Genomic DNA, 23,535 nt, shown 5'->3' with positions numbered 1-23,535 from the left:
TCACACTTTTGTGAAATTGCAAAAATATTTACAATTTCTGCGCCGCGACATGAAAACCTGTTACAGGAAAATCATTGAACGTCAGGAAGATGTTCTGGATTTAACGAATTCCTGTAACCTCACGCACATTGGCGCCGTTGCGTAAATGGGGACGTGAGGACCCGGTTCGGAGCCAATCATAGGAGGGTTAAGTCGCGCTCATCCGGGGGAGGAGAACAGACCCGGGCGGCCCGCGATGCAACGCTCCAAGAGACGGTTGGGGGAGGCTAGCCATTGAATTCGGCCCGATGATGCGGGCCCCGGTCAAAGTCAGCGTATTGCTCGCGCGGCTTTCCGGAATCGCAGAACGCGTCGGGCCCAATACGGGCCCATCATGGCTCAACGCGTTTTTGCCGATGGGAACCTGAGCCCACGACTCTTTAAGGGAGAGAGACCTTGCCCAAAGACACCCCCGATCTGCTGCCCGGTGCCCATATTGACGCCGCCCGTTACGAAGAGATGTATGCCGCGTCAGTCAACGACCCGGACGGGTTTTGGGGCGAGCACGGGCTGCGGATCGATTGGATCAAGCCCTTCACCAAGGTCAAAGACACCTCTTTCGAACATGACAATGTCCATGTGAAATGGTTCGAAGACGGCACGCTGAACGTCTCGGCCAACTGCATTGACCGGCATTTGGCGACCCGGGGTGATCAGACCGCGATCATCTTTGAGCCTGATGAGCCCGGTGATGAGGCGCAACACATCACCTATAACATGCTGGCCGAAAAGGTCGGCACCTTTGCCAATGTCTTGAAAGAATGCGGTGTCAAGAAGGGCGATCGGGTCGTTCTCTATCTCCCGATGATCCCCGAAGCTGCCTATGCCATGCTGGCCTGTGCCCGGATCGGTGCGATCCACTCCATCGTCTTCGCCGGGTTCTCCGCCGACGCGCTTGGCGCTCGGATCAACGGCTCTGGCGCAAAGCTGGTGATCACGGCTGATGGCGCTCCGAGGGGCGGGCGCGTCACCGAGTTGAAAGACAACGTCAACAAGGCGCTTCTGCACAATGTGATCGACACCAAATGTCTGGTCGTGAAGCGCACGGGTGATCAAGTCGCCTGGGTCGGTGGCCGGGACATCTGGTATGATGACGTGGCCAGCCGCGTCTCGTCCGACTGCCCGCCAGAAGAGATGAGTGCCGAAGATCCGCTGTTCATCCTCTACACCTCTGGCTCGACGGGGCAGCCCAAAGGCGTGGTGCACACCACGGGTGGCTACATCGTCTATGCCTCGATGACCCATCAATACAGCTTCGACTATCATGACGGCGACATCTTCTGGTGCACGGCGGATGTGGGCTGGGTCACGGGTCACAGCTATATCGTCTACGGCCCGCTAGCCAATGGCGCCACGACGCTGATGTTCGAAGGCGTGCCGACCTATCCGGATGCGGGCCGCTTCTGGCAGGTCTGCGAGAAGCACAAGGTCAATCAGTTCTATACGGCCCCCACTGCCATCCGGGCACTGATGGCCAAGGGCACCAGCTTTGTTGAGAAATACGACCTCAGCAGCCTGAAACTGCTTGGCACCGTGGGGGAGAACATCAACCCCGAGGCCTGGAACTGGTACAACGAGAATGTCGGCAAGGGGAAATGCCCGATCGTCGACACCTGGTGGCAGACCGAAACTGGCGGCCACATGATGACGCCGCTGCCCGGCGCCCACGAGCTGAAGCCCGGCGCGGCGCAGAAACCCTTCTTCGGTGTGCAGCCGCTGGTGTTGGAGCCAACCTCTGGCGAGATCATCGAAGGCAACGATGTAGAGGGCGTTCTGGTACTGAAAGACAGTTGGCCGGGTCAGATGCGCACGGTTTGGGGCGATCATGATCGCTTCGTGAAGACCTATTTCAGCGACTACAAAGGCTACTACTTCTCGGGTGATGGCTGCCGCCGCGACGCGGATGGCGAGTATTGGATCACCGGCCGCGTCGATGACGTGATCAACGTCTCCGGCCACCGTATGGGGACAGCCGAGGTTGAATCCGCGCTTGTGGCGCATGAGACCGTTTCGGAGGCCGCGGTGGTGGGTTACCCGCATCCCGTGAAAGGTCAGGGCATCTATTGCTACGTGACCTTGATGAATGATGAGACGCCATCGGATGAGCTGAAAGTGACGCTCTCGAACTGGGTGCGCCGTGAAATCGGCCCGATTGCCAAACCGGATGTCATTCAATGGGCGCCCGGCCTGCCAAAGACCCGCTCCGGCAAGATCATGCGGCGCATTCTGCGCAAAATTGCTGAGAACGATTTCGGGTCGCTTGGGGATACTTCGACGCTGGCCGATCCTTCGGTGGTCGACGAGTTGATCGAAAACCGGGCCAATAAGTGAGACGGGTCAGATGACAACAGAGACCATGACCCGCCCCGTAAACCTGATTTTGCTCGGCCCCCCGGGGGCCGGCAAAGGCACGCAGGCCCGGATGCTCGAAGAGCGGTTCGGGCTCGTGCAGCTTTCCACCGGTGATTTGCTGCGCGGCGCGGTTGCCGCAGGCACGCCCGCGGGCCTGGCAGCGAAAGCTGTGATGGAAGCTGGCGAGCTGGTCTCTGATGAGATCGTGCTGGCGGTGCTCAAAGAGCGACTGGAGCAGCCGGATGTCACCAAAGGCACGATCCTCGATGGCTTTCCTCGGACAGATGCACAGGCCGAGGCGCTGGACCGGCTTTTGACCGAGAAGGATCAGAAGATCGACGCGGTGATCAGCCTTGAGGTGGATGACGAAGCGATGGTCGCCCGTGTGGCCGGGCGCTACACCTGCGCCGCTTGTGGCGAGGGTTATCACGACGATTTTAAGCAGCCGAAAACCGAAGGGGTTTGCGACAAATGCGGCGGGACGGAGATGAAGCGCCGCGCCGATGACAATGCGGAAACGGTGCGCACGCGGCTTCAGGCCTATCACGCGCAAACTGCCCCGCTGATCGACTATTACGCCGCGCGCGATGCGCTGACCGAGGTGCCCGCCATGGGCAGCATCGACGACATCGCCACGGCACTTGACGCCATCGTCGGGGAACTGACGACGGCGTCCTAACCAGAATTCGCCGCGGCCCGAACCAGACATCGGGTGGCGGCGGGTACCAAGTCCGTCAGGTCAAGGAGGGCCTGCCGGATGTCACTCGAAGGGAGTAAGCAATGGCAGAACAGCCAAATAATAACGCATACTGGTCTGCGAACATCCGCCTGGTCACCATCTGCTTGGTGATCTGGGCGATTGCGTCGTACGGCTTTGCGATCCTATTGCGCCCGCTTCTCAGCGGTATTGCAGTGGGCGGAACCGATCTGGGCTTCTGGTTTGCCCAGCAGGGATCGATCCTCGTCTTCCTGTTCCTGATCTTCTTCTACGCCTGGCGTATGAATAAGCTCGATAAGGAACATGGCGTGGACGAAGAGTAAGGGACGGACCAGACCATGGATCAGACAACACTCAATATTATCGTGGTGGGGCTGTCTTTCTGCCTCTACTTCGGTATCGCGATTTGGGCCCGCGCGGGCTCCACATCGGAGTTTTACGCCGCTGGCCGCGGTGTGAACCCTGTCGTCAACGGGATGGCAACGGCGGCTGACTGGATGTCGGCGGCCTCGTTCATCTCGATGGCGGGCCTTATTGCCTTCGTTGGCTACAACAACTCCACCTTCCTGATGGGTTGGACCGGCGGCTATGTGCTTATGGCGATGCTGCTTGCTCCCTACTTGCGGAAGTTCGGCAAGTTCACGGTGCCGGAATTCATCGGTGATCGGTATTACTCCAACACGGCCCGCGTCGTGGCGGTGGTCTGCCTCATCGTGATCTCGGTGACCTACGTGATCGGTCAGATGACCGGCGCTGGCGTGGCCTTCTCGCGCTTCCTCGAAGTGGACCGGACCCTCGGCCTCTATATCGCATCGGCGACCGTGTTTGTTTACGCGGTTCTGGGCGGTATGAAGGGCATCACCTACACTCAGGTGGCGCAGTACTGCGTTCTGATTATCGCCTACACGATTCCGGCGATCTTCATCTCGCTGCAGCTGACCGGCAACCCGATCCCGGGTCTGGGTCTGTTCTCGGAGCATACCGCGTCGGGTCAGCCTCTGCTTGTCACGCTGGACGGTCTGCTGACCGATCTGGGCTTCAACGAGTACACCACGGGCTCCAGCCCCTGGCTGATGGCACTCTTCACCTTGTCGCTGATGATCGGTACCGCGGGTCTGCCGCACGTGATCATCCGCTTCTTCACGGTGCCGAAAGTGGCCGACGCCCGTTGGTCCGCTGGTTGGGCGCTGGTGTTCATCGCACTGCTGTATCTGACCGCACCTGCGGTTGGGGCGATGGCGCGCCTGAACATCACGACCACGATGTGGCCCGAAGGTGTGCAGGGTGAAGCCGTTGCGGCAGATGAGTTGCCGGATTGGTTCCAGACCTGGTCTGTGACTGGCCTTTTGGCGGTCGAAGACAAAAACGGCGACGGTCGGATCCAGTATTACAACGAGAACTCCGAAGAGATGCAGGCCCTGGCGGCCGAGCGTGGCTGGGAAGGCAATGAGCTTGTCACCTTCAACCGTGACATCCTCGTGCTCGCCAACCCAGAGATTGCGCAGCTTCCGGGCTGGGTCATCGCATTGATCGCCGCTGGCGGTCTGGCGGCCGCGCTGTCTACGGCGGCGGGTCTTCTTCTGGCGATCTCGTCGGCGATCTCGCACGACCTCATCAAGTCGACGATTAATCCGGAGATTTCCGAACGTGGTGAACTTCTTGCCGCCCGGATATCGATGGCCGGTGCGATCGTGTTGGCGACCTATCTGGGTCTGAACCCGCCAGGCTTTGCGGCGCAAACCGTGGCCTTGGCCTTCGGTCTCGCGGCGGCGTCGCTCTTCCCAACGCTCATGATGGGGATCTTCTCCAAACGGATGAACTCTGCCGGGGCGACCTGGGGGATGCTGGCCGGTCTGATCGTGACCTGCTTGTATCTGTTCACCTATCTAGGCTGGTTCTTCATCCCCGGCACCAACATGCTGGACAATACCTCGGCGAACTACCTGTTCGGCATCCCGCCGACCCATTTCGGGCCGATCGGTGCGCTGGCCAACTTCGTGGTCGCGTATTTCGTGTCGCGGGCAACCGCTGCGCCGCCGCAGGAAATCCAGGAGCTCGTGGAATCCGTTCGGATCCCGCGTGGCGCTGGCGCTGCGGTGGATCACTAGGGGATCGCCCTTTAAGGGCCTGCGACACCGTGGGCCCTATCACAACATGGGCGCATCCCGCCTGATCGGGATGCGCCTTTTTTCTTAACTGGATGATCAGACCCATGACCATCGATCTTGAGACATTGCTGACCCAGACGCACCCCTATGACAGCTTGCCGCCCGAAGATCAGGCGTTGCTGGCCGGGGATTTGGCGGAGCTGACCCTCGAGGCCGGTCAGGCAGTGTATAAGGTCGGAGAGCCGCAAGATGCGCTCTATCTGATCCTGAGCGGCCAGGTGCATATTACAGATACGACCGGCGCGCTTGTCTCAATCCTTGGACCCAAGAACTCCTTTGGCGAGCGCGGCTTGATGAAAGATGGCTTTGCCGCCGTGACCGCAACGGCGGCAGAAGCGACAACTCTGGTGGCGATCCCGGCAGAGACCTTCCGTCGGCTTGTCTCGGATCACCCGTCGATCAAGCGTTTCTTTGACCGCTCCAGGCCCGCGCAAACCCGCAAGCAAGACCTTATGACCTTGGTCATCGCCGATGTGATGACCCGCAATCCGATCACATGCGCGCCCTCAACCAGCCTCATGTCCGCGGCCCAGAAGATGCGCGATCGCAAGGTCTCCTGTCTGGTCATCTATGACGACGGTGTCTTATCGGGGATTTTAACCACCAAAGACCTGACCAACCGGGTCCTTGCCGAGGGGCTCTCCTATGACACGCCGCTTGGTGACGTGATGACGGCCAACCCACTGACCCTGCCGCCGACGGCCCTGGTCTCGGACGTGCTGATGGCGATGACCGAGCGGCGGATCAGTCACATGCCGGTGGTGGATGGCGGCAAGCTGGTCGGCATCCTCAGTCAGACGGATCTGACCCGGTTGCAGGCCACCTCCTCGGCCTCCTTGATCGGCGAGATCGCCGTGGCGCCGGACAGTGCGACCATCGCGAAGATCGTCGCCCGCATCCCGGATTTCCTGGTGCAACTCGTCGGCGCGCATAATGCGCATCAGGTGGTCACCCGTCTGATCACCGATATCGGCGACGCGGCAACGCGGAGGCTCCTGAGCCTTGCCGAAGAGACATTTGGGCCGCCGCCGGTGCCCTATCTCTGGCTCGCCTGCGGCAGTCAGGGGCGACAGGAGCAGACCGGTGTCAGCGATCAGGACAACTGCTTGATCCTCGACGACGCCGCGACAGAGGCAGATGACGCCTATTTTGCCGCTCTAGCCAAATTCGTCTCGGATGGGCTGGATGAGGCTGGGTATTTCTATTGCCCGGGCGATATGATGGCGACCAACCCGAAATGGCGGCAGCCGCTCAAGGTCTGGCGGCGGTATTTCAGCGGCTGGATCCACAAGCCCGACCCTGAGGCGCAGATGCTGGCCAGCGTCATGTATGACCTGCGCCCGATTGGCGGCGAAGAGAGCCTGTTCGCGGGTCTTCAGGAAGAGACGCTCGCGCTGTCCTCGAAGAACAGCATCTTCGTGGCGCATATGATCTCCAACTCGCTGAAACACACACCACCGCTTGGCCTGTTCCGCGGCTTTGCCACTGTCCGCTCGGGTGAGCACAAGAACACCATTGATCTCAAACACAATGGTGTGGTCCCCGTCGTCGATTTGGGCCGGATCTATGCCCTGCAAGGAGAACTGACCCAGGCCAATACCCGGGCCCGGCTGGTCGCGGCTGTGGAGGCCGGGATTATCTCAAGCACCGGCGGGCGTGACCTGATCGACGCCTATGATATGATCGCCGATACGCGGCTTGCGCATCAAGCCGAGCAGATCAAACACGGCGAGAAACCAGATAATTTCATGTCCCCCAGTGACCTCAGTGATTTCGAGCGCAGCCATCTGCGCGACGCCTTTGTGGTGATCAAAACCATGCAATCGGCCGCCGGATCGCGCGGCGGGCCGCTGAGCTAACAAGAAAGAGACGCGCATGTTCCTCTCCCTCATGGCCACGCTGTTCGCCGGTTTCGCCGGCGCTGGCATGGTGTTGCTGCTTCGGACGGTGCTGAAAGATCGGATCCCGAAATGGGCCACGCCGGTGGCCGCCGGTGCCGCGATGATCGCGGCCACGATTGGCAGCGAGTACTCCTGGTATGACACCACCCGGCAGGCCCTGCCGGAGGGGATGGAGGTCGTCGCAACCCGAGAAAACACATCCTGGTGGCGGCCTTGGACCTATGCCGCACCTTATGTCGATGGATTCGTAGCCCTGGATCGTGTCTCGGTTCGCACCAATGACGCCGCACCGGGCGTCCATCTGCTGAACCTCTATGTCTTTGGCCGGTGGGCCGCGACAACCGAGATCCCATCGCTGGTGGATTGCCTGGAAAACCGCCGGGCCGATGTGATCGACGGTGTGGAATTTGATCAAGACGGAGCACCGCTCAACGCCGATTGGCGCGATGTGCCCGAGGATGACGCACTGCTCAGTGCCGTTTGCACGGAGGCCACGAGCTAGACGACACGGCCGGGAGGGGCCAATCCGCGCGGGTAGAAGGAGGCCCGCAGCCCATGTTTACCCATCTCAGTCTGCGTTTGCGGATCTTTCTGTTCTTTGCCCTTCTGGCGCTTGGCGGCTCGGCGCTTGTCATTGGGGGCCTGACCATCGGTTACATTCGTCTTGGCGAGGACCATGCGCTGTCGTCCTTTGTTATTTCGGGCTTTGTCGGGGTCCTCGCGATTTTCGGGCTGAGCGCCTGGATCTGGGTGCTGTTTGACGAGCATGTCGCCCGCCCCGTCGAACGGCTGGCCGCCGATATGCGCGCCCGGGCCCATGCTGATGTGGATCACGACATTGATCACGCCCAGGCGCGCTATCTGGGTGATCTTGGCACGGCAGCGGCGGCAGTGGCGGCCAACCTCACCGAAACCCGCAATGCGATGGCGCTGGAGATCGGGCGAGAGACAGCCAAGCTCGGGCTTGAGAAATCGCGGCTTGAAGCGCTGCTGGCCGAGGTCCCCGATGGGGTGCTCTTCTGCACCGCCGAGCATTCGGTGGTGCTATATAATGGGCAAGCCCGTGAGGTTTTGGAGGACAGCCCGGCGCTTGGCCTGAATCGTCCGCTAGCGGATGTGATCCTGCCCGGGCCGGTGCGGCAAGCCTATGACAGGTTGCTCGCGGCAGAGGCGCGCGAGGGCGCGGACATTCTCTGCGCCACAAAGGTGGGCGCCAAACTTTTGGAAGCCCGGATGCGGTTGATGTGGCTGGAAGGCCAAGAAACCAAGCAGCCCGGCTATGTGCTCAGCCTCCGTGATGTCACCGGCGATCTCAGGGTGCAGGCCGAAAGGGCGCGCCTTCTGAATGATCTGCTGGCCGGGGTCGAGGCGGCGCTTCCCACCTTGCCGCAGGAGGACCCGACGGTTGCGGATTTGGCCGCCCTTGCGGCGGACACGGCAGCGCGGAAAGCGCCCACGGATACTGAATGGTGGCCCATGGAGGCGCTGGCCGGGAACAATTTGAGCGGCGCGTTGAAAGCCCGGCTCAAGCGAAAGGGTGTGACCCTCACCTGTGATCTGCCTGCAACCAAGCTGCGCTGCGATGGGTTCGCGGTGACCCGGCTTCTGGAACGTCTGGCGCTTGATTGGGTCGGAGATGGCGCAACCGGCCTGTCGCTGCGCCTGGAGGAAACGGGCCCGGTCACAGCGCGCCTTGTTCTCTCAGCCGATGGCACCTTGCCCGATCCGGAAACACTCACGACCTGGCTCGACACCCCGCTCTCCCCCGGCTTGGCACAATTCGCGGGCCGCGACGTGCTGATCACCCATGCCACGAAGGTGGAGATTGACCAGGTCGCCCCGGGATTGGCCCTGACCCTGCCGCTTGCCTGCCCGCCGCGGATCAGTGGCGCGCGGGTGATCCAGTATGATTTCGAGCTGCTGCATGCAGAAATCCCCGAAGAGATGTCAGGCGCAGCCCTGAAACAGCTCAGCTATGTGGTGTTCGACACAGAGACCACTGGCTTGAACCCTCAAGTGGACGAGATCTGCCAGATTGCTGCGGTTCGGATCGTAAATGGTAAACTGCTGGACGGCGAGCGGTTCGATATGATCGTCGATCCAGGGCGCAAGATTCCGCAAGCCTCGATCGATGTGCATGGAGTGACCAATGCGATGGTCGACGGTGCACCGCCGGTTGCGGAGGCCCTGAAACGCTTCCATGACTATGCCAATGGCGCCGTCCTCGTCGCCCATAACGCGCCGTTCGACATGAGCTTCCTGCAACGTCGCGAGGCCGAGATCGGCGCGCGGTTCGATCAGCCGATCCTCGACACGGTGCTGTGTTCCGCGATCCTGTTTGGGCAATCGGCGGAGCATACGCTCGACGCGGTTTGTGACCGCTTGGGGATCGTGATCCCCGAGGCCGATCGGCACACGGCAATTGGCGACGCGATCGGCACGGCCGAGGCGTTTCGGAAAATGATACCGATGCTAGAAGCAGCAGAGCTGCCCACTTTAGGGGCAACGATCAAAGCTTTCGACAAACATGCCCGCCTGATTGAGCATCTGAATTGACGCCGGGCGGACGGCCCTTGGATATTCTTCTAGAAGAGACTTGAAAGGACAAAAGCATGGCCCGTGTGCCGCTTTACCGCAAAGCCGAAACCGAAATGCTGCGCCGCATCCGCAGTGGCGAATGGGAGGTTGGACGTCGGCTGCCAAATGAGTTTGGTCTGGCCGACGAATTTGGTGTCAGCCAGGGCACCATGCGCCGGGCTTTGATCACGCTGGAGAGCCAGGGATTGCTGGCGCGAAAACCCGGGCGCGGCACGGTCGTGGCCAAACCGGGAACCGCTTCGTCGGCCGCAAAAGGCCCCAAGATCGGGTTCGACCGGCTCTCGCACCTTGATGGAACCGCGCCGGCATTGGAGATATTCCGCAGTCGGAGCAGCACCCGCCGGGCCGACAGCGACGAAGCTGAACTGACGGGCGAGGCGCGCGTGTTGGTGGCAGAACGCATGCTGAAATTGGCGGATGATCGGTTTGCGCTTGACGAGATCGTGTTACCCGAGAGCCTTTTGGCGGAGTTTGATGGAGAAGCCGCCGAAGACCTGCCCGCACTTTTGACCGCCCATGGGTTGGAGGCGGCAGAGATATCCGACCGCCTCACGGCTGAGATGTGTTCGATGTCGGAATCCGTGGCCTTGTCAGTGGATCGCAACACCGCCCTTCTCGTCCTAACCCGGGTCGCCCGCGACAAATCGGGCTGGGTGTTGGCCCGCCAGGTTCTCAAGATGATTTCCGAGAACGTCGGCTATGGGATTGTTTTGCAGGGCTAAATGCCGTCGATACAGACGTATTTTGTATCGAGGTAATCGTCGAGGCCCTGGCTACCGCCCTCCTTGCCCATGCCGGATTCCTTAACCCCGCCAAACGGCGCTTCGACCGTGGTGATCAGGCCGGAATTGATGCCGATCATCCCGTATTGCAGGCCCTCATTCAGCCGGAAGGCGCGCGCGAGGTCGCTGGTATAGGCGTAGGAGGCGAGACCAAACACCGTGTCATTCGCCATGGCAATCGCCTCTTCTTCAGTCTCGAATTTGAAGACCGGCGCGAGGGGGCCGAAAATCTCTTCCTGGGCGAAGGCCATCTCTTGCGTCGCGTGGGTGAGAACCGTGGGTTCAAAGAACTGCCCACCAAGCGCGTGCCGCTTGCCGCCGGTTGCAATCTTGGCCCCCTTGGATGTGGCATCGCTCAGCAAGCTTTCAACCTTTTCCACCGCGTCCATATCCACCATTGGGCCTTGGGCCACGCCATCGTCCAGCCCATCGCCGACCTTGAGCGCCCGGGTCGCCGCGGCCAGTTTCTCAACGAACGCGTCATGGATGCCAGCCTGCACATAAATCCGGTTTGCGCAGACGCAGGTTTGGCCCATATTGCGATATTTCGAGATCATCGCGCCTTCTACAGCGGCATCGAGATCGGCATCGTCAAAGACGATAAACGGCGCGTTGCCGCCCAGTTCCATCGAAACCTTCTTCACTGTCTCGGCGGCCCCGCGCAGCAGTTCTTTTCCGACCTCGGTGGACCCGGTGAAAGTGATCTTACGAACCTCGGGCCGCGCCATCATCGCGCCCGCAATCGCGCGGGCCGAGCCGGTGAGGATGTTGACCGTGCCGGCTGGAAAGCCGACCTCTTCGGCCAAAGCGGCCCAGGCCAGCCCGGAATAAGGTGTCGCCGTCGCCGGTTTGGCAACGACAGTGCAGCCTACGGCCAATGCGGGGGCCAGTTTGCGGGCCAGCATCGAGGAGGGGAAATTCCAGGGTGTGATCATGCCGACAACCCCAACAGGATGCCGCGTGACCAAGATACGCCGCCCGTTGACGCCGGCGGGTACGATCTCCCCCTTGGCGCGGCGCGCCTCTTCGGCGAACCAGCGGACATATTGCGCGCCGATGGCGATCTCGCCTTTGGCCTCAGCGAGTGGTTTGCCCATCTCGACGGTGAGCAGCTCAGCCAAGTCGGCTTGGTTGTCCATCAACGCGTCATGCAGGGTCCAGAGGAGCGACAATCGCTCCATCAACGGCATCTGAGCAAATGCCGGGAAGGCAGCCTCTGCGGCATCAATCGCGCGCATCGTTTCGGCCTCACCCGCGTTCGGGACCGTCCCGATGACGGCGCCATTGACCGGATTGGTGACATCGATGCTGCGCCCATCATCCGCGCCAACCCATTGACCCGCGATGAAATTCGCTTGCCGCAGCCAGGTTTGATATCCGCTCATCTGAACTCTCCCATTTTCACGGCCACATCCAGCATCCGGCAGGAGAAGCCCCATTCATTGTCATACCAGCCAAAGACCCGCAGCATGCCACCCTTGGAGCGCTTGATCTCTGGCCCCGCGACGACGAGCGATTCCGGCCGGGCGCGCAGATCGGATGAGACCAGGGGCTGCTCGGTAAAGCCCAGGATCGCCCCCGCCGCCCCCCGCAACATCTCGCGGGCCTCATCGGCTTGCGGCGCGGTGCGCGTGATCACGGCAAGATCAACCGCCGAGACGCTGGCCGTGGGCACCCGCACAGCCGAGCCGGTGATCCGCCCCGCAAGATGTGGCAAAACCAGATCAACCAGCTTCTCCGCGCTGGTCGTTGTCGGCACCATCGAGAGCGCCGCCGCGCGGGACCGCGCCAGATCGCCGGTTGGCGCATCAACGGTTGGCTGGCTCCCGGTATAGCAATGCACCGTGGTCAGAAGCGCGGTTTCCAGACCGTAGGCATCGTCGAGCACGCGCGCCAAGGGCGCCACGGCATTAGTGGTGCAGGAGGCGTTTGACACGATACGGTGTTCGGCGGTCAGCCGATCCTCATTCGCCCCCAAGACCAAGATCAGATCGGCATTAGGGGACGGACCCGAGATCAAAACCCGCCCTGCCCCCGCGGCCAACCCGGCTTCGGCGACGGCCCGATCCTTGGCGCGGCCTGTGCAATCCATCAGGATATCGACCTCCCGAAGATCCAAAGCCGACAGATCGGCCTCGCAGGTGAACGGGATCGCCTTGCCATCGATGATCAGCGACGTGCCATCCTCGGCGACCGTGCCGGGCCAAGGGCCAAAGACGCTGTCATATTGAAACAGATAGGCGCAGGTCGCCAATGGCGCGATATCATTGATCGCAACGATCTCGACCTCGGGCCAACCGCCTTTGGCCCAAGCCCTCAGAACCGAGCGCCCGATCCGCCCAAACCCGTTGATTGCCACCCGCACGCGCATTGCTGTCCCTCCTGTGCAGGTGCAGTCATGCATGGGCGGGCGGAGAGGTGCAACTCCGACGTGCTGGCGCGATCAATCGCGCAAAACGCGGGCGCCGATTTCGGCGAGATAGCTGTCTTTGTCGATATCGAGCCCCATCATCTCGATCTTACCGTCGATCATCAAGAACGACAGGCCGTGCACGAAGCTCCAGAGGAGGAAGGCGCGTCGAACCGCCTCTGGACCAACCTCATCATGACGCAGAAAATCGGCGACCTCCTGGCAGACCAATCCAAAGGTCCCTTCGCCTTGCGAGACCAGATTGGCATTGTCTGCGTGGTCCTTGGCCAAGCCAAACATCAGGCGGAAAACACCCGGCTCCTCAGTCGCGAAATCGACATAGACACGACCGATCGCACTAATCCGATCGATGCTGCCTTTGGGGAGATCCGCCAAGGCGGTCTGCATCTGCACATATTGACGCGCCATCCCTGCCGATGCGACGGCCTCCAGCATTTCATCCTTATCTTTGAAGTGCTTATACGGCGCGGCCGTTGACACTCCGGCAACCCGGCATGCTTCGGAAACCGAGAAATGGTCGGGGCCCTTTTCCTCAACCAAGGCTCGCGTCGCCTCAACCAATTGCGCCCGCAGATCACCGTGATGATAGCTGCGCCGTTTGGGGGCTTGGGGATGATTTTTCATGATCCGATTTCTTTCAGACATCGTAACCCTTGTCAAAGTTAGAAGTGCTAACTTATGTTAGAAACACTAACATTGCGAGGATGACGCCGTGACACCTTCCGCCCACCAAAGCCCGTTTCGCCGCTCTGTCCGGTGGATCGCCTCAACCGCCCTAACCCTCTCCGTCCTAGCTGGAGCCGCGCTAACCGTCGGGCTGGGTGCCGATGCCTTGGCCGACCGGGCCGAGGCAACCGAGGCGCCCGCAGCGGCGGCGCTTACGCCGGTCGATATTCTGCGCCTGACACCAACGACCGGCTACGCGATCTCGCGACAGTTCACCGGGCAAATCGAAGCGCGGCAATCCGTGGCTCTTTCGTTCGAATTGGGCGGGCGGTTGGAAATCCTTTCGGTCGACGAGGGCGACCACGTCATCGAAGGGCAGGTCTTGGCCCGGCTTGATACCGAGCTTCTCGACGCTGATCGCGCCCGCCTGTCCGCAGCACGCGATGCATTTGAAGCGCAGCGCGGCTTTGCCGAACGTGAACTGGCACGAAATGCCGCGCTTTCCGATCAAGGCTTCGCCAGCCAAGCCCGGGTCGATCAATCACAAGCCACGCGCGACGAGTTGACCGCACGCATTGCCGAAACCGATGCTGCCATCGCGGCAATTGACATCAGATTGGAAAAATCGGTTTTGCTCGCCCCCTTCGCAGGCCGGGTCGGCGCGCAAACGGTTGATGGCGGCGAGACACTGGCGGCGGGTCAATCTCTGATGACGCTGATGGATCAAACCACACCCCGTCTCCGCGTCGGCCTCCCGCTCACTGTAGAGATAGCGCGTTTGGAGTCGGTTGAGATTGAGATTGACCAAGCCCGCTTCCCCGCCCGGCTGGTCCAAATTCGCCCGGACATCGACCCGGTGACGCGCACCCGCACCGCCTTGTTTGAGTTCACCTCTGACAATGTGCCGGCCTTCGGTCAGACCGCGTCGATCGTGATAGACCACCGCATTGAAACACCCGGCGTCTGGGTTCCGCTTGATGCCTTACAAGAAGGGACGGGCAGCCTTTGGACCGTGTTGGTGGTGGATGAACGTAACGTGGTGCGGCATGCGGCGGTGGAAGTTCTGCATGCGGAATCTGACCGGGTGTTTCTGCGGGGATCATTCGAACCGGGCGCGCGGTTGATCCGCGAAGGCGCACATCGGGTGACACCAGGCCAGTCCGTTCGCATCGCAAGCGAGGGCTGAACCAATGGAAACGCTCACCTTCCGGCGACCACGGCTCGTCGCTTTGATTCTGTTGGTGCTGATCTCGGCGGGATTGTCGTCATTCCTATCCCTTGGACGGCAGGAAGACCCGACCATCACCAATCTCTTCGCAACGGTTACAACCAGTTTTCCCGGCGCCGACCCGGCGCGCGTGGAGGCCCTGGTCACCGCCGAAATCGAGGCAGAGTTGCGCGAAATTGCCGAGGTCGACACACTGGAATCGGTGTCGCGCTCGGGTGTGTCGGTGGTGTCGATTGAGCTGTTGGAGACGCTCGACGAGGCGACCATCGAACAGGTCTGGTCCGAAGCCCGCGACGCCGTGGAAGACGCGCGGCGGACCTTCCCCACCGGCGTGCAAGCGCCGGAGTTCAACGCAGAAGGCATCTCGGCCTATTCCGCCGTGATCGCGGTGACGTCCGATCATGACGCGGTGCCATTGAGCCTTGCGTATCGCCATGCGGAGACACTCGCCAGCCGTCTGCGCGCCATTCCATCAACACGCGCGGTTGATCTTTTCGGAACACCCGAAGAAGAAGTTCTGGTCGAGGTCGACCCTTCCAGCGCTGCGGCGCTTGGCTTAAGCATCGACGAGATTTCCACACGAGTTGCGGCGGCTGATGGCAAGGTCCAGGCGGGCCGATTGCAGGGCGGCGGCAGCGATCTGACAATCAATATCTCCGGCGAGATTGAGCAGTTGGCGAGATTGCGCGACGTCGTGCTGCGCGAAAATGCCGAAGGGGCCAGTGTCACCCTGGGGGATGTTGCGCAGATCGCGCGTGCGCCCCGCGATCCGGCAACGGAACTTGCCCTCGCCAATGGCCGCCCTGCCATCTTGGTCGGCGTACTGGCGCAAGACGGCGTCCAAATCGACCGCTGGATGGGGTTTGTCCGAGAGGAACTGGCCGCTGGAAGCGATGCCGTGCCGGTCGGCCTTTCCGAAGTGCTGATGTTCGATCAAAGCACTTATACGGCGGATCGTTTGGCCGAAGTTGGCACCAATATGGCGATCGGCGTGGCGCTGGTCGTGGCGGTGTTGTTTGTGACCCTCGGGGTGCGGGCCGCTGCGGTGGTTGCTCTGGTTCTGCCGGTCGTCTCGTTGGCAACGCTTGCAACGATGAACTTCATCGGATTGCCCATCCATCAGATGTCGGTCACCGGGTTGATCGTCGCACTCGGCCTTTTGGTCGACGCGGCCATTGTGATGTCCGATGAGGTTCGCCAACGCCTGGCCCGTGGCATGGCGCGGATTGATGCGGTCGGCGATGCGGTGAAACGGCTGGCCGCGCCGCTTTTGGCATCAACCGTAACCACGGCGCTGTCATTTACACCCATGATCCTTCTGCCCGGCCCGGCAGGCGATTTCGTGGGATCGATTGCAATTGCAGTGGTCCTGATGCTGCTGTGGTCACTCTTCGTGGCCCTCACCGTGACCCCTGCCCTGGCGGGATGGGTCCTTCCCGCGGCGGGACGGGGCAGTTTTCTCAGCAGAGGGGTCAGTTGGCCCACTCTCGCCAAGGTGTTTGAAGCCTCTGTCTTCTGGGCGGTCCGGAACCCGGTGAAGTCCATTGCGGTTTCATTGATCCTGCCAGTGTTGGGTTTTGCCGCCTTCCCGACTCTCACTGCACAGTTCTTTCCAGGTGTGGATCGGGATCAATTCTATCTGGAGGTCGAAATGCCGCCCGGCACTGCGATCTCAGACACCGCGGCAATCAGCATGGAGATTGATGCCATATTGCAGGGCGAACCTGATATTGCCTCGGTCTATTGGTCCATCGGGCAATCCGGCCCGGCCTTCTACTACAATATCACCGGCGGACGGTCGCAAGAACCGGGTTATGCCCAGGCGATGATCACATCGGCTTCCCCTGCGGCATCGGCCCGGCTGGTGCCTGAGCTTCAAGAACGTTTAGATCTTGGCTTTCCGGATGCGCGGATCACCGTGCGCGGTCTGGTTCAAGGCCCGCCCGTGGCGGCACCGGTCGAGTTGCGTTTGGTGGGCCCCGATTTGGACCTGCTGCGGGCGCAGGGCGATGAATTGCGCGCAATCATGGCGGATCTTGATCTCACGACCCAAGTGCGCGCCGGTGTGACAGGCGGCGCGCCGCAAGTCCGTTTTGAAATCGATGAAGTGGCTGCGCGCCTTCTCGGTCTGGATGTGAGCGATATTGCGCGCCAGTTGGAGGCTGGGTTGGTTGGGGTCACCGGTGGCTCGCTGGTGGAAGGCACCGAGCAATTGCCGGTGCGGGCACGGTTCGATACCGACACGCGGGGCGATCTGGCGGCGATTTCTGACTTGCCGATTCTGCTGCCCGGGGCGGCCACGCTTTCCGCCAGCGGACAGTTTCCGGCTGTACCGCTCTCGGAGTTGGCAACACCCGTTTTGGAACCCGCCGAAAGCGTCATCACCCGGTTCAACGGGGAACGCGCGAATACGGTGCAGGCCTTCATTGTGCCCGGCGTTTTGCCGGAAGAGGCTTTACAATCCGTACTGGCCGCTTTGGACGAGGGCGGATTTCAACTCGCCCCAGGCTATCGGATGGAATTGGGCGGCGATTCCAATGCACGGTCCAGCACGGTGGGCAATCTCTTGGCCTCGATCGGAGTGATCGTCACGCTGACCATTGCGACGATTGCGCTGACCTTCAACTCCTTCCGCCTGACCGCTGTGGCGTTGGTTGTCTGCGGCTTGTCGGCGGGTCTGTCCATGCTGGCATTGGCGGTGATGCAGTATCCGTTTGGGATCAATGCGATCATTGGGGTGATCGGGTCCATCGGCGTCTCGATCAACGCCGCGATCATCATTCTGACCGGGTTGAAAGCCGACCCGGAGGCGGCGGCGGGCGGCAAGGCCGCGATGGCCCGCGTGGTCACCGGGTCGAGCCGGCATATCACCTCGACAACGATCACAACCTTTGGCGGGTTCCTGCCCCTGATCCTGCAGGGCGGCGGGTTCTGGCCGCCTTTCGCGGTAGCGATTGCAGGCGGCGTGTTGTTGTCGACGGTGGTGTCCTTCTACTTCACCCCGCCTATGTTCGCGCTTCTCTATCGTGAGCGTCAGAAAACGGCCATCGTTGCGTCGCGAACAAAAACATCGGAACCGTTGATCCTGCGGCACGCAGCCGAATGAGGCCCTTAGTGAAAATCTCGCGATTTCGGGATGATGCGTACATTGCGCGGGTGCCCGGCGCGGGGCTCCGGTACGGGGCGGCGCACCTCATCGGCATGGGCCAGCGGCACCGGCATCGGGTCATTCGCGAGGCGGCTTAACGCATCGGTGCGGTCCTCCAACCGCTCCGCCACCACATGGATGATATCGGCGTCACGCTGCACCCGGCCATGCACCACGATTAATCGGGATCGCATAATCACCTTGCGATAGGCAGCCATCACCTTGGGCCAGATCACCAGATTGGCGATGCCTTTCTCATCCTCCATCGTGATGAAACAGACGCCCTTGGCGCTGCCTGGGCGTTGGCGGACCAACACAATACCGCCCATTGAGACCTGCTCGCCATTATGGGTGCGCGCCAGGGTCTCTGTTGAGATAAATCCTTGGTTCGCCATGCTTTTCCGCAGAAAGGAGAGCGGATGCGCTTTCAGAGACAAGCGTAGGGTTTGATAATCCGCCACCACATGTTCGCAAACCGGCATGGTCGGAAGCGCCACGCGGGTCTCGGCCCCTTCATCCCGGGTGTCCTGGGCGGTGAAAAGCGGCAGGTTCGGCGCGTCCTTCAAAGCGGCGGCGTCCCAGAGTGCGGCTCGGCGATCGAGCCCCATGGAGCAAAACGCATCCGCAGCGGCGAGGCGGCGCAAGCTGCCCGCATCCAACCGCGCGCGGGTTTTGAGGTCTTCGAGATCGGTGAATGGCCCCTGTCGCGCCGCCACCAACCGCAGCGCCGCGTCTTCTTTCATCCCATCGACCTGGCGCAGACCCAAGCGCACGGCGAATGTCCCGGGTGCGATGGGCTCAAGGGTCGAGTCCCACTCCGAGAAATTCACATCCGGCGGGCGCACCTCCACGCCGTTCTCCTGCGCATCCCGCACGATCTGCGCGGGCGCATAAAAGCCCATCGGTTGCGAGTTCAGAAGGGCGACGCAGAAGACATCCGGGTGATGGCATTTCAGCCAGCTCGACACATAAACCAGATGCGCGAAACTGGCGGCGTGGCTTTCGGGGAAGCCATATTCGCCAAACCCCTCGATCTGACTGAAACAACGCGCGGCAAACTCCGGATCATAGCCGCGTTTGACCATCCGCCCGACCATCTTTTCCTTATGATCGCTGACCATACCTTTGGCGCGGAAGGTCGCCATGGCTTTGCGCAGTTGATTGGCCTCCTCGGGGGAAAACTCCGCCGCAACCATGGCGATTTTCATCGCTTGTTCCTGGAAAATCGGCACACCGAAGGTGCGGCCCAAAATCTGTTTCAGCTCATCCGGCGGGCCGAATTCCGGCGCGGGCGAGGGATAATCTTCTGGTTCCTTCCCCGCGCGCCGCCGAAGATAGGGATGCACCATATCGCCCTGGATCGGCCCGGGGCGGACAATCGCGACCTGGATCACCAGATCATAGAATTTGCGCGGTTTCAGGCGCGGCAACATGTTCATCTGTGCCCGGCTTTCGACCTGAAACACGCCAAGGGACTCGCCCCGGCAGAGCATATCGTACACCGCCTCATCGCCCTCTTTGATCGAGGCAAGCTCCAGCGGTGTGTCATAATGGGCTTTCAGAAGATCAAAGGCTTTACGGATGCAGGTCAGCATGCCCAAGCCCAAAACATCGACCTTGAAGATGCCCAACTCGTCGATATCGTCCTTGTCCCATTCGATGAAAGTGCGATCCGGCATCGCGCCATTGCCAATCGGCACCGTCTCAATCAGCGGATGCTGGGTCAGGATGAACCCACCCACATGCTGGCCCAGATGGCGCGGCATGCCGATCATCTGATCCGCCAGTTTGATCGCCCGCGACAGGTGCGGATCGTTCAGGTCAAGCCCCGCCTCTTCGGCCTCTTTCGCGCCAATCTCCCGCCCGAAACTGCCCCAGATGGTTTTGGCCAGCGCCGAGGTCACATCTTCGGAGAGGCCCATGACCTTGCCCACCTCGCGGATCGCCATACGCGGGCGGTAATGGATCACCGTGGCGCAGAGACCCGCACGGGCGCGGCCGTATTTCTCATAGATATGCTGGATCACCTCTTCGCGGCGTTCATGCTCGAAATCCACATCGATATCGGGCGGTTCGCGGCGCTCTTCGGAGATAAAACGCTCAAACAGCACGTCGTTCAGATCCGGATCGACGGAGGTGATCTCAAGGCAGAAACACACCGCCGAATTGGCCGCCGAGCCACGCCCTTGACATAAGATTCCGATGCTGCGGGCATAATGGACGATGTAGCGGATGGTCAGGAAATAGGGTGAAATATCGAGCTTGGAGATCAGCGCGAGTTCTTTCTGGAGCGTGGCGCGAACCTTCTCCGAGATACCTTTTGGGTAGCGTTTGGCCGCGCCCGCCCAGGTCAGTTCGGCCAGATACGCATCCGCTGTTTGCCCCTGGGGTACGGTCTCTTCGGGGTACTCATAACGCAACTCATTGAGCGAGAAGGCACAGGCATCGGCCACCTCCCGCGTCGCCCGGATCGCATGGGGCCAATCCGCGAAGAGCCGGATCATCTCAGGCGGTGATTTCAAGTGCCGCTCCGCATTCGCGTGCAGCAGGAACCCGGCCCGGTCGATGGTGGTTTTCTCGCGGATACAGGTCATCACATCCTGCAAAGGCCGCCGGTCGGGCGCGTGGTAATGCACATCATTGGTGGCCAGGATCGAGAGCCCAAAGCGCCGCGCCAACCGGTCCAAATGGTTGATCCGCGCCCGATCATCCCCGCGATAGAGATAGCTGGCGGCAATATGGCGGAGCGCCGGCAAGCGGCGGGTCAACTGGCGCAGTTGCGCCGCCAAGTCATGCAAATTCTCTGGCGGCAGAAGGATCAACTGTATCTGATCCGCATGCGCCGCAAGGTCATTCAGCGTGATCTGACAGGCGCCCTTTTCCTGCCATTCACCGTCGGGCGTCGACATCTTCCCCTTAGAAAGCAGCGCGCAGAGTTGCCCATAGCCGATCCGGTTGCGCGGATAGGCCAAGAACGCCTCGCCCGAGATCAATGCAACCCGGCAGCCAATGACCGGGCGGATATGCGCTTTGGTCGCTTCCGCATGGAGCCGGACCACGCCCGCCATCGTGTTCAGATCGGCGATGCCAAGCGCGTCATAGCCCTGTTCCCAAGCCGTTGCGGCCAGATCCACCGCATCGGACGCGCCATAGAGGAAAGAAAAGCAACTGGTCACCCCAAGCTCCACATACGCCGCACGCGGGTTAGGAGTCAGGCCGTCAGTCTCCAGCGTTCGGCGTTTATGTTGATGATCATTTTGCGGCATTAGGCAAACGCCCCATGTAGAAACCAGCGCGGCGCGCCGCCCCGGCCATCGCCATGCAGCCCCTCGCGATAGAGCCAAAATCGCCGCCCGGTTTGATCCTCAACCTTGAAATAATCGCGAAGCCGGGTGCCGGGCCGGTCATTCCACCATTCCGGCGCAATCCGTTCTGGCCCCGCATAGCGGGTGACATGCAAGGTCTGCCGCCGCCAGATGAATTGCGCAGGCGGGCCTTCGGGAACGGCGTAGAGCACGCGGATTTCTTCGGGATGCTCGAAGAGACGTAAGGGTCTGTCCCTGGTCGGTGGGCTCACCGACGCGGTCGGGGCGGCCATGGCTCTTTGCCAGTTCTGGGCTCGTTCCGGCACATGGCTGGCGCGCGGCGTGGGCCGGGTCACTGCGGACGCGCCAAACCGAGCCACCAGCCGGTCGATCAGGCGCGCAAGGTCAACATCGTCTTCCGTCCCGCCCTCCAGGCGATGTTGCGCGATGATAAGCTCTTCGACACCCCCCGCCTCCAGCGTGATCAGATCGAAGCCGAAGCCCGGGTTGATCCGCTCCAACTTGCCCTCAAAGAGACGCTCCAGATGTTGTGCCTCCCGGCTCGGGCGCGACATGGCCGCCGTGATCGTACTGAGCGCACCATCGGTGTGATAGACCGTCAGGCGCAATTTGCGACAGCCCATCCCCTCCCCCGCCAGTTGTGCGCAGAGCGCTTCGCAGAGTTCCGGCAGATAAGGCGTTGGGTCTTGGATCGGTTCCGCCAAGCGCGCGAGGGTGCGAAAAACCGGCGGCGCATCGGGGCTGGAAACCGGCTCGGACGCGCGGCCCATGGCCTGATCTAGCCGCATCAGCGGATTGCCGTCCAACTCAGCCCGGGCAAAGCGGCAGGTCAACGACAGGCGCGGGATCGCGGCCAGATCACCGATGGTTTTCAGCCCCAAACGATGCAGGAGCAGCCCGGTTTTCTCCTCCAACCGCAAGGCGCGCGCGGGCAAGGGGGCCAGCATCTCGGCCTCCTGTCCCCCGGGGCAAATCGCACGGACCGGGCCAAACCGGGCGAGCGCCCAGGCCGCGCCCCAGGTGGGGGCTATCGCGATCTGACTGCCGAGGCCCAGCCCGGCCAGCCGCTCTTCCATCTCGCGCAACAAAGCCGCCTCACCACCGAAGAGATGCGCCGAGCCCGTGGTGTCCAGGATCAGCCCATCCGCCCCATCCGTCACCGTCCAGGGGCACCAGCGTCGAGTCCAGAGCATCAGTCGCTCTAGCGCCCGCCAGTCGCCATCCAAATCCGCCTGTTCAACCTGTAAATCCGGGCAAAGCGCGCGCATATCGACAACCCGTTCGCCCACCCGCATCCCCGCCAGGCGCGCGGCCCGGTTGGTGGCATGGATCACCGGGCCATGAGCGCCTTCAGTCGCCAGGGCCAGGGGCAGGTCATCCGGCGGCGCGCTCCCCTGCTGCGCGGCCCATTTCTGCCAGCGCTCCATCGCCAGATGTGGCAGAAAAATCGAGACAATGCGCCGCCCGGTCATACGACACCATCCAATCGCCCGGCTTGGCCTGTCGCGAACGGAACAGGCCCACATGCCAGCGGGGCGCCCCCGGGGCTTTGGCATCGTCTGGATGCGCCGCGGACGGGGCGGAGGTGACCCGCCAGCGATTGCGCGCGGCGCTCAAATTCGGCGCACCCGCCCGGCGGACCAACCAGCAGGGCAAGGCGTTGCTGTCGGCCCGAAGCGCCAGACGCTTGGTGGCCGTGAAGCTGAGCGCAGGCGGGTCGCCCCAGATCTCGCCCACCACGGCGGCCAAGGCCCCGCAGCCCAGACCATCTTCCATTGCTTGCAACACATCCGCCGCGCGCCCGACCTGCACCCGGAGCAGCGGCACGCCGCTTTGCATCTCGGTCAGATAAGGCACACCCGCCTCGCGGGCCGAGACCCGATCTTGCACCCAAAGCACCGGCCCCTGCCCGCGCGGCAAGGTCGCCAGAAGGAACCCGACCGCGCCCGCATCGCAGACCGTTTCCGGGAACAGGTCGGAGAGCCCGTTGCGCCGGCACAGATCGGCCATCCGCGTCCGGGCCGGTCGGGATTGTGCTTTGAGTGTGGAAACAAGTGACGCCATACACGCGAGTCGCCCAAGGTTTGTTCTTCTTTTGTTCTAATGATTCTGCCGCCAGAGTCAAATCGCATCAGCATCCAGTGAAGAGGGCCGCATTGGCACATTGCTCAACGCAGC

16 protein-coding genes are annotated in these 23,535 nt (G+C 61.7%); 10 read left to right on the top strand and 6 right to left on the bottom strand.

Annotation, left to right across the window (positions count from 1 at the left end; all coding sequences use genetic code 11):
- The first annotated feature begins 435 nt into the window (after positions 1–435).
- The 8 genes from acs (at position 436) to GTF44_RS02370 (ending at position 10,498) form a co-directional block, all read left to right on the top strand.
- Positions 436–2,370, top strand: a complete 1,935-nt coding sequence (acs, locus tag GTF44_RS02405) for an acetate--CoA ligase (protein ID WP_145212552.1) — start codon at positions 436–438, stop codon at positions 2,368–2,370.
- Between the two features lie 10 nt (positions 2,371–2,380).
- Entirely contained in the window at positions 2,381–3,070 is a 690-nt protein-coding gene (locus GTF44_RS02400; protein WP_171557250.1) for an adenylate kinase, read from the top strand.
- 101 nt (positions 3,071–3,171) lie between these two features.
- A complete protein-coding gene (locus GTF44_RS02395; protein ID WP_145212558.1) occupies positions 3,172–3,432 on the top strand; it encodes a DUF4212 domain-containing protein in 261 nt (86 codons plus the stop codon).
- Positions 3,433–3,447: 15 nt separating this feature from the next.
- Positions 3,448–5,217: a sodium:solute symporter family protein gene (locus tag GTF44_RS02390; protein ID WP_171557248.1), complete on the top strand. Its 1,770-nt coding sequence runs from the start codon at positions 3,448–3,450 to the stop codon at positions 5,215–5,217.
- A gap of 104 nt (positions 5,218–5,321) precedes the next feature.
- Positions 5,322–7,136 carry a DUF294 nucleotidyltransferase-like domain-containing protein gene (locus tag GTF44_RS02385; RefSeq protein WP_253261133.1) on the top strand — a complete coding sequence of 605 codons (1,815 nt, stop codon included), beginning with the start codon at positions 5,322–5,324 and terminating at the stop codon, positions 7,134–7,136.
- A 16-nt stretch (positions 7,137–7,152) separates the two neighbouring features.
- The gene (locus tag GTF44_RS02380) at positions 7,153–7,680 is read left to right on the top strand and encodes a hypothetical protein (RefSeq protein ID WP_171557245.1); all 528 of its coding nucleotides are present in this window, start codon (positions 7,153–7,155) and stop codon (positions 7,678–7,680) included.
- 53 nt (positions 7,681–7,733) lie between these two features.
- Positions 7,734–9,734, top strand: a complete 2,001-nt coding sequence (locus tag GTF44_RS02375) for an exonuclease domain-containing protein (protein WP_171557243.1) — start codon at positions 7,734–7,736, stop codon at positions 9,732–9,734.
- A 56-nt stretch (positions 9,735–9,790) separates the two neighbouring features.
- A complete protein-coding gene (locus tag GTF44_RS02370; protein ID WP_171557241.1) occupies positions 9,791–10,498 on the top strand; it encodes a GntR family transcriptional regulator in 708 nt (235 codons plus the stop codon).
- On the opposite strand, the gene GTF44_RS02365 is transcribed toward GTF44_RS02370, so the two are convergent.
- The 3 genes from GTF44_RS02365 to GTF44_RS02355 form a co-directional block, all read right to left on the bottom strand.
- Positions 10,495–11,943, bottom strand: coding sequence for an NAD-dependent succinate-semialdehyde dehydrogenase (locus GTF44_RS02365; RefSeq protein ID WP_171557239.1), 1,449 nt, complete (start codon positions 11,941–11,943; stop codon positions 10,495–10,497). The two genes, GTF44_RS02370 and GTF44_RS02365, sit on opposite strands and share 4 nt — an antisense overlap.
- Positions 11,940–12,929, bottom strand: coding sequence for a type I glyceraldehyde-3-phosphate dehydrogenase (locus GTF44_RS02360; protein WP_171557237.1), 990 nt, complete (start codon positions 12,927–12,929; stop codon positions 11,940–11,942). Before GTF44_RS02360 ends, GTF44_RS02365 begins: the two co-directional genes overlap by 4 nt.
- 72 nt (positions 12,930–13,001) lie before the next feature.
- Positions 13,002–13,613, bottom strand: a complete 612-nt coding sequence (locus GTF44_RS02355; protein ID WP_145212580.1) for a TetR/AcrR family transcriptional regulator — start codon at positions 13,611–13,613, stop codon at positions 13,002–13,004.
- Between the two features lie 88 nt (positions 13,614–13,701).
- Between GTF44_RS02355 and GTF44_RS02350 the strand changes: the two genes are divergently transcribed.
- The gene (locus GTF44_RS02350; protein ID WP_171557235.1) at positions 13,702–14,841 is read left to right on the top strand and encodes an efflux RND transporter periplasmic adaptor subunit; all 1,140 of its coding nucleotides are present in this window, start codon (positions 13,702–13,704) and stop codon (positions 14,839–14,841) included.
- Between the two features lie 4 nt (positions 14,842–14,845).
- Complete coding sequence (locus GTF44_RS02345; protein WP_171557234.1) at positions 14,846–17,989, top strand: efflux RND transporter permease subunit; 3,144 nt, start codon at positions 14,846–14,848, stop codon at positions 17,987–17,989.
- Between the two features lie 5 nt (positions 17,990–17,994).
- Here the strand turns inward: GTF44_RS02345 and GTF44_RS02340 are convergent, their stop codons facing one another.
- From GTF44_RS02340 to GTF44_RS02330, 3 genes are read right to left on the bottom strand one after another with little or no spacing between them, the layout of a single operon-like run.
- Positions 17,995–21,297: an error-prone DNA polymerase gene (locus tag GTF44_RS02340; protein WP_171557232.1), complete on the bottom strand. Its 3,303-nt coding sequence runs from the start codon at positions 21,295–21,297 to the stop codon at positions 17,995–17,997.
- On the bottom strand, positions 21,297–22,829 hold the full coding sequence (locus GTF44_RS02335; RefSeq protein ID WP_171557231.1) for a DNA polymerase Y family protein: 1,533 nt from the start codon (positions 22,827–22,829) through the stop codon (positions 21,297–21,299). The genes GTF44_RS02340 and GTF44_RS02335 overlap by 1 nt, the downstream gene beginning before the upstream one ends.
- On the bottom strand, positions 22,732–23,421 hold the full coding sequence (locus GTF44_RS02330; RefSeq protein WP_171557229.1) for an ImuA family protein: 690 nt from the start codon (positions 23,419–23,421) through the stop codon (positions 22,732–22,734). Before GTF44_RS02330 ends, GTF44_RS02335 begins: the two co-directional genes overlap by 98 nt.
- Between the last annotated feature and the right edge of the window lie 114 nt (positions 23,422–23,535).

Source organism: Roseobacter sp. HKCCD6576-2 (genome assembly GCF_013179285.1).
Lineage (GTDB): Bacteria > Pseudomonadota > Alphaproteobacteria > Rhodobacterales > Rhodobacteraceae > Rhodophyticola > Rhodophyticola oceani.
The sequence above is the reverse complement of the archived record's forward strand: the minus strand, read 5'-3'. Positions and strand labels throughout refer to the sequence as shown.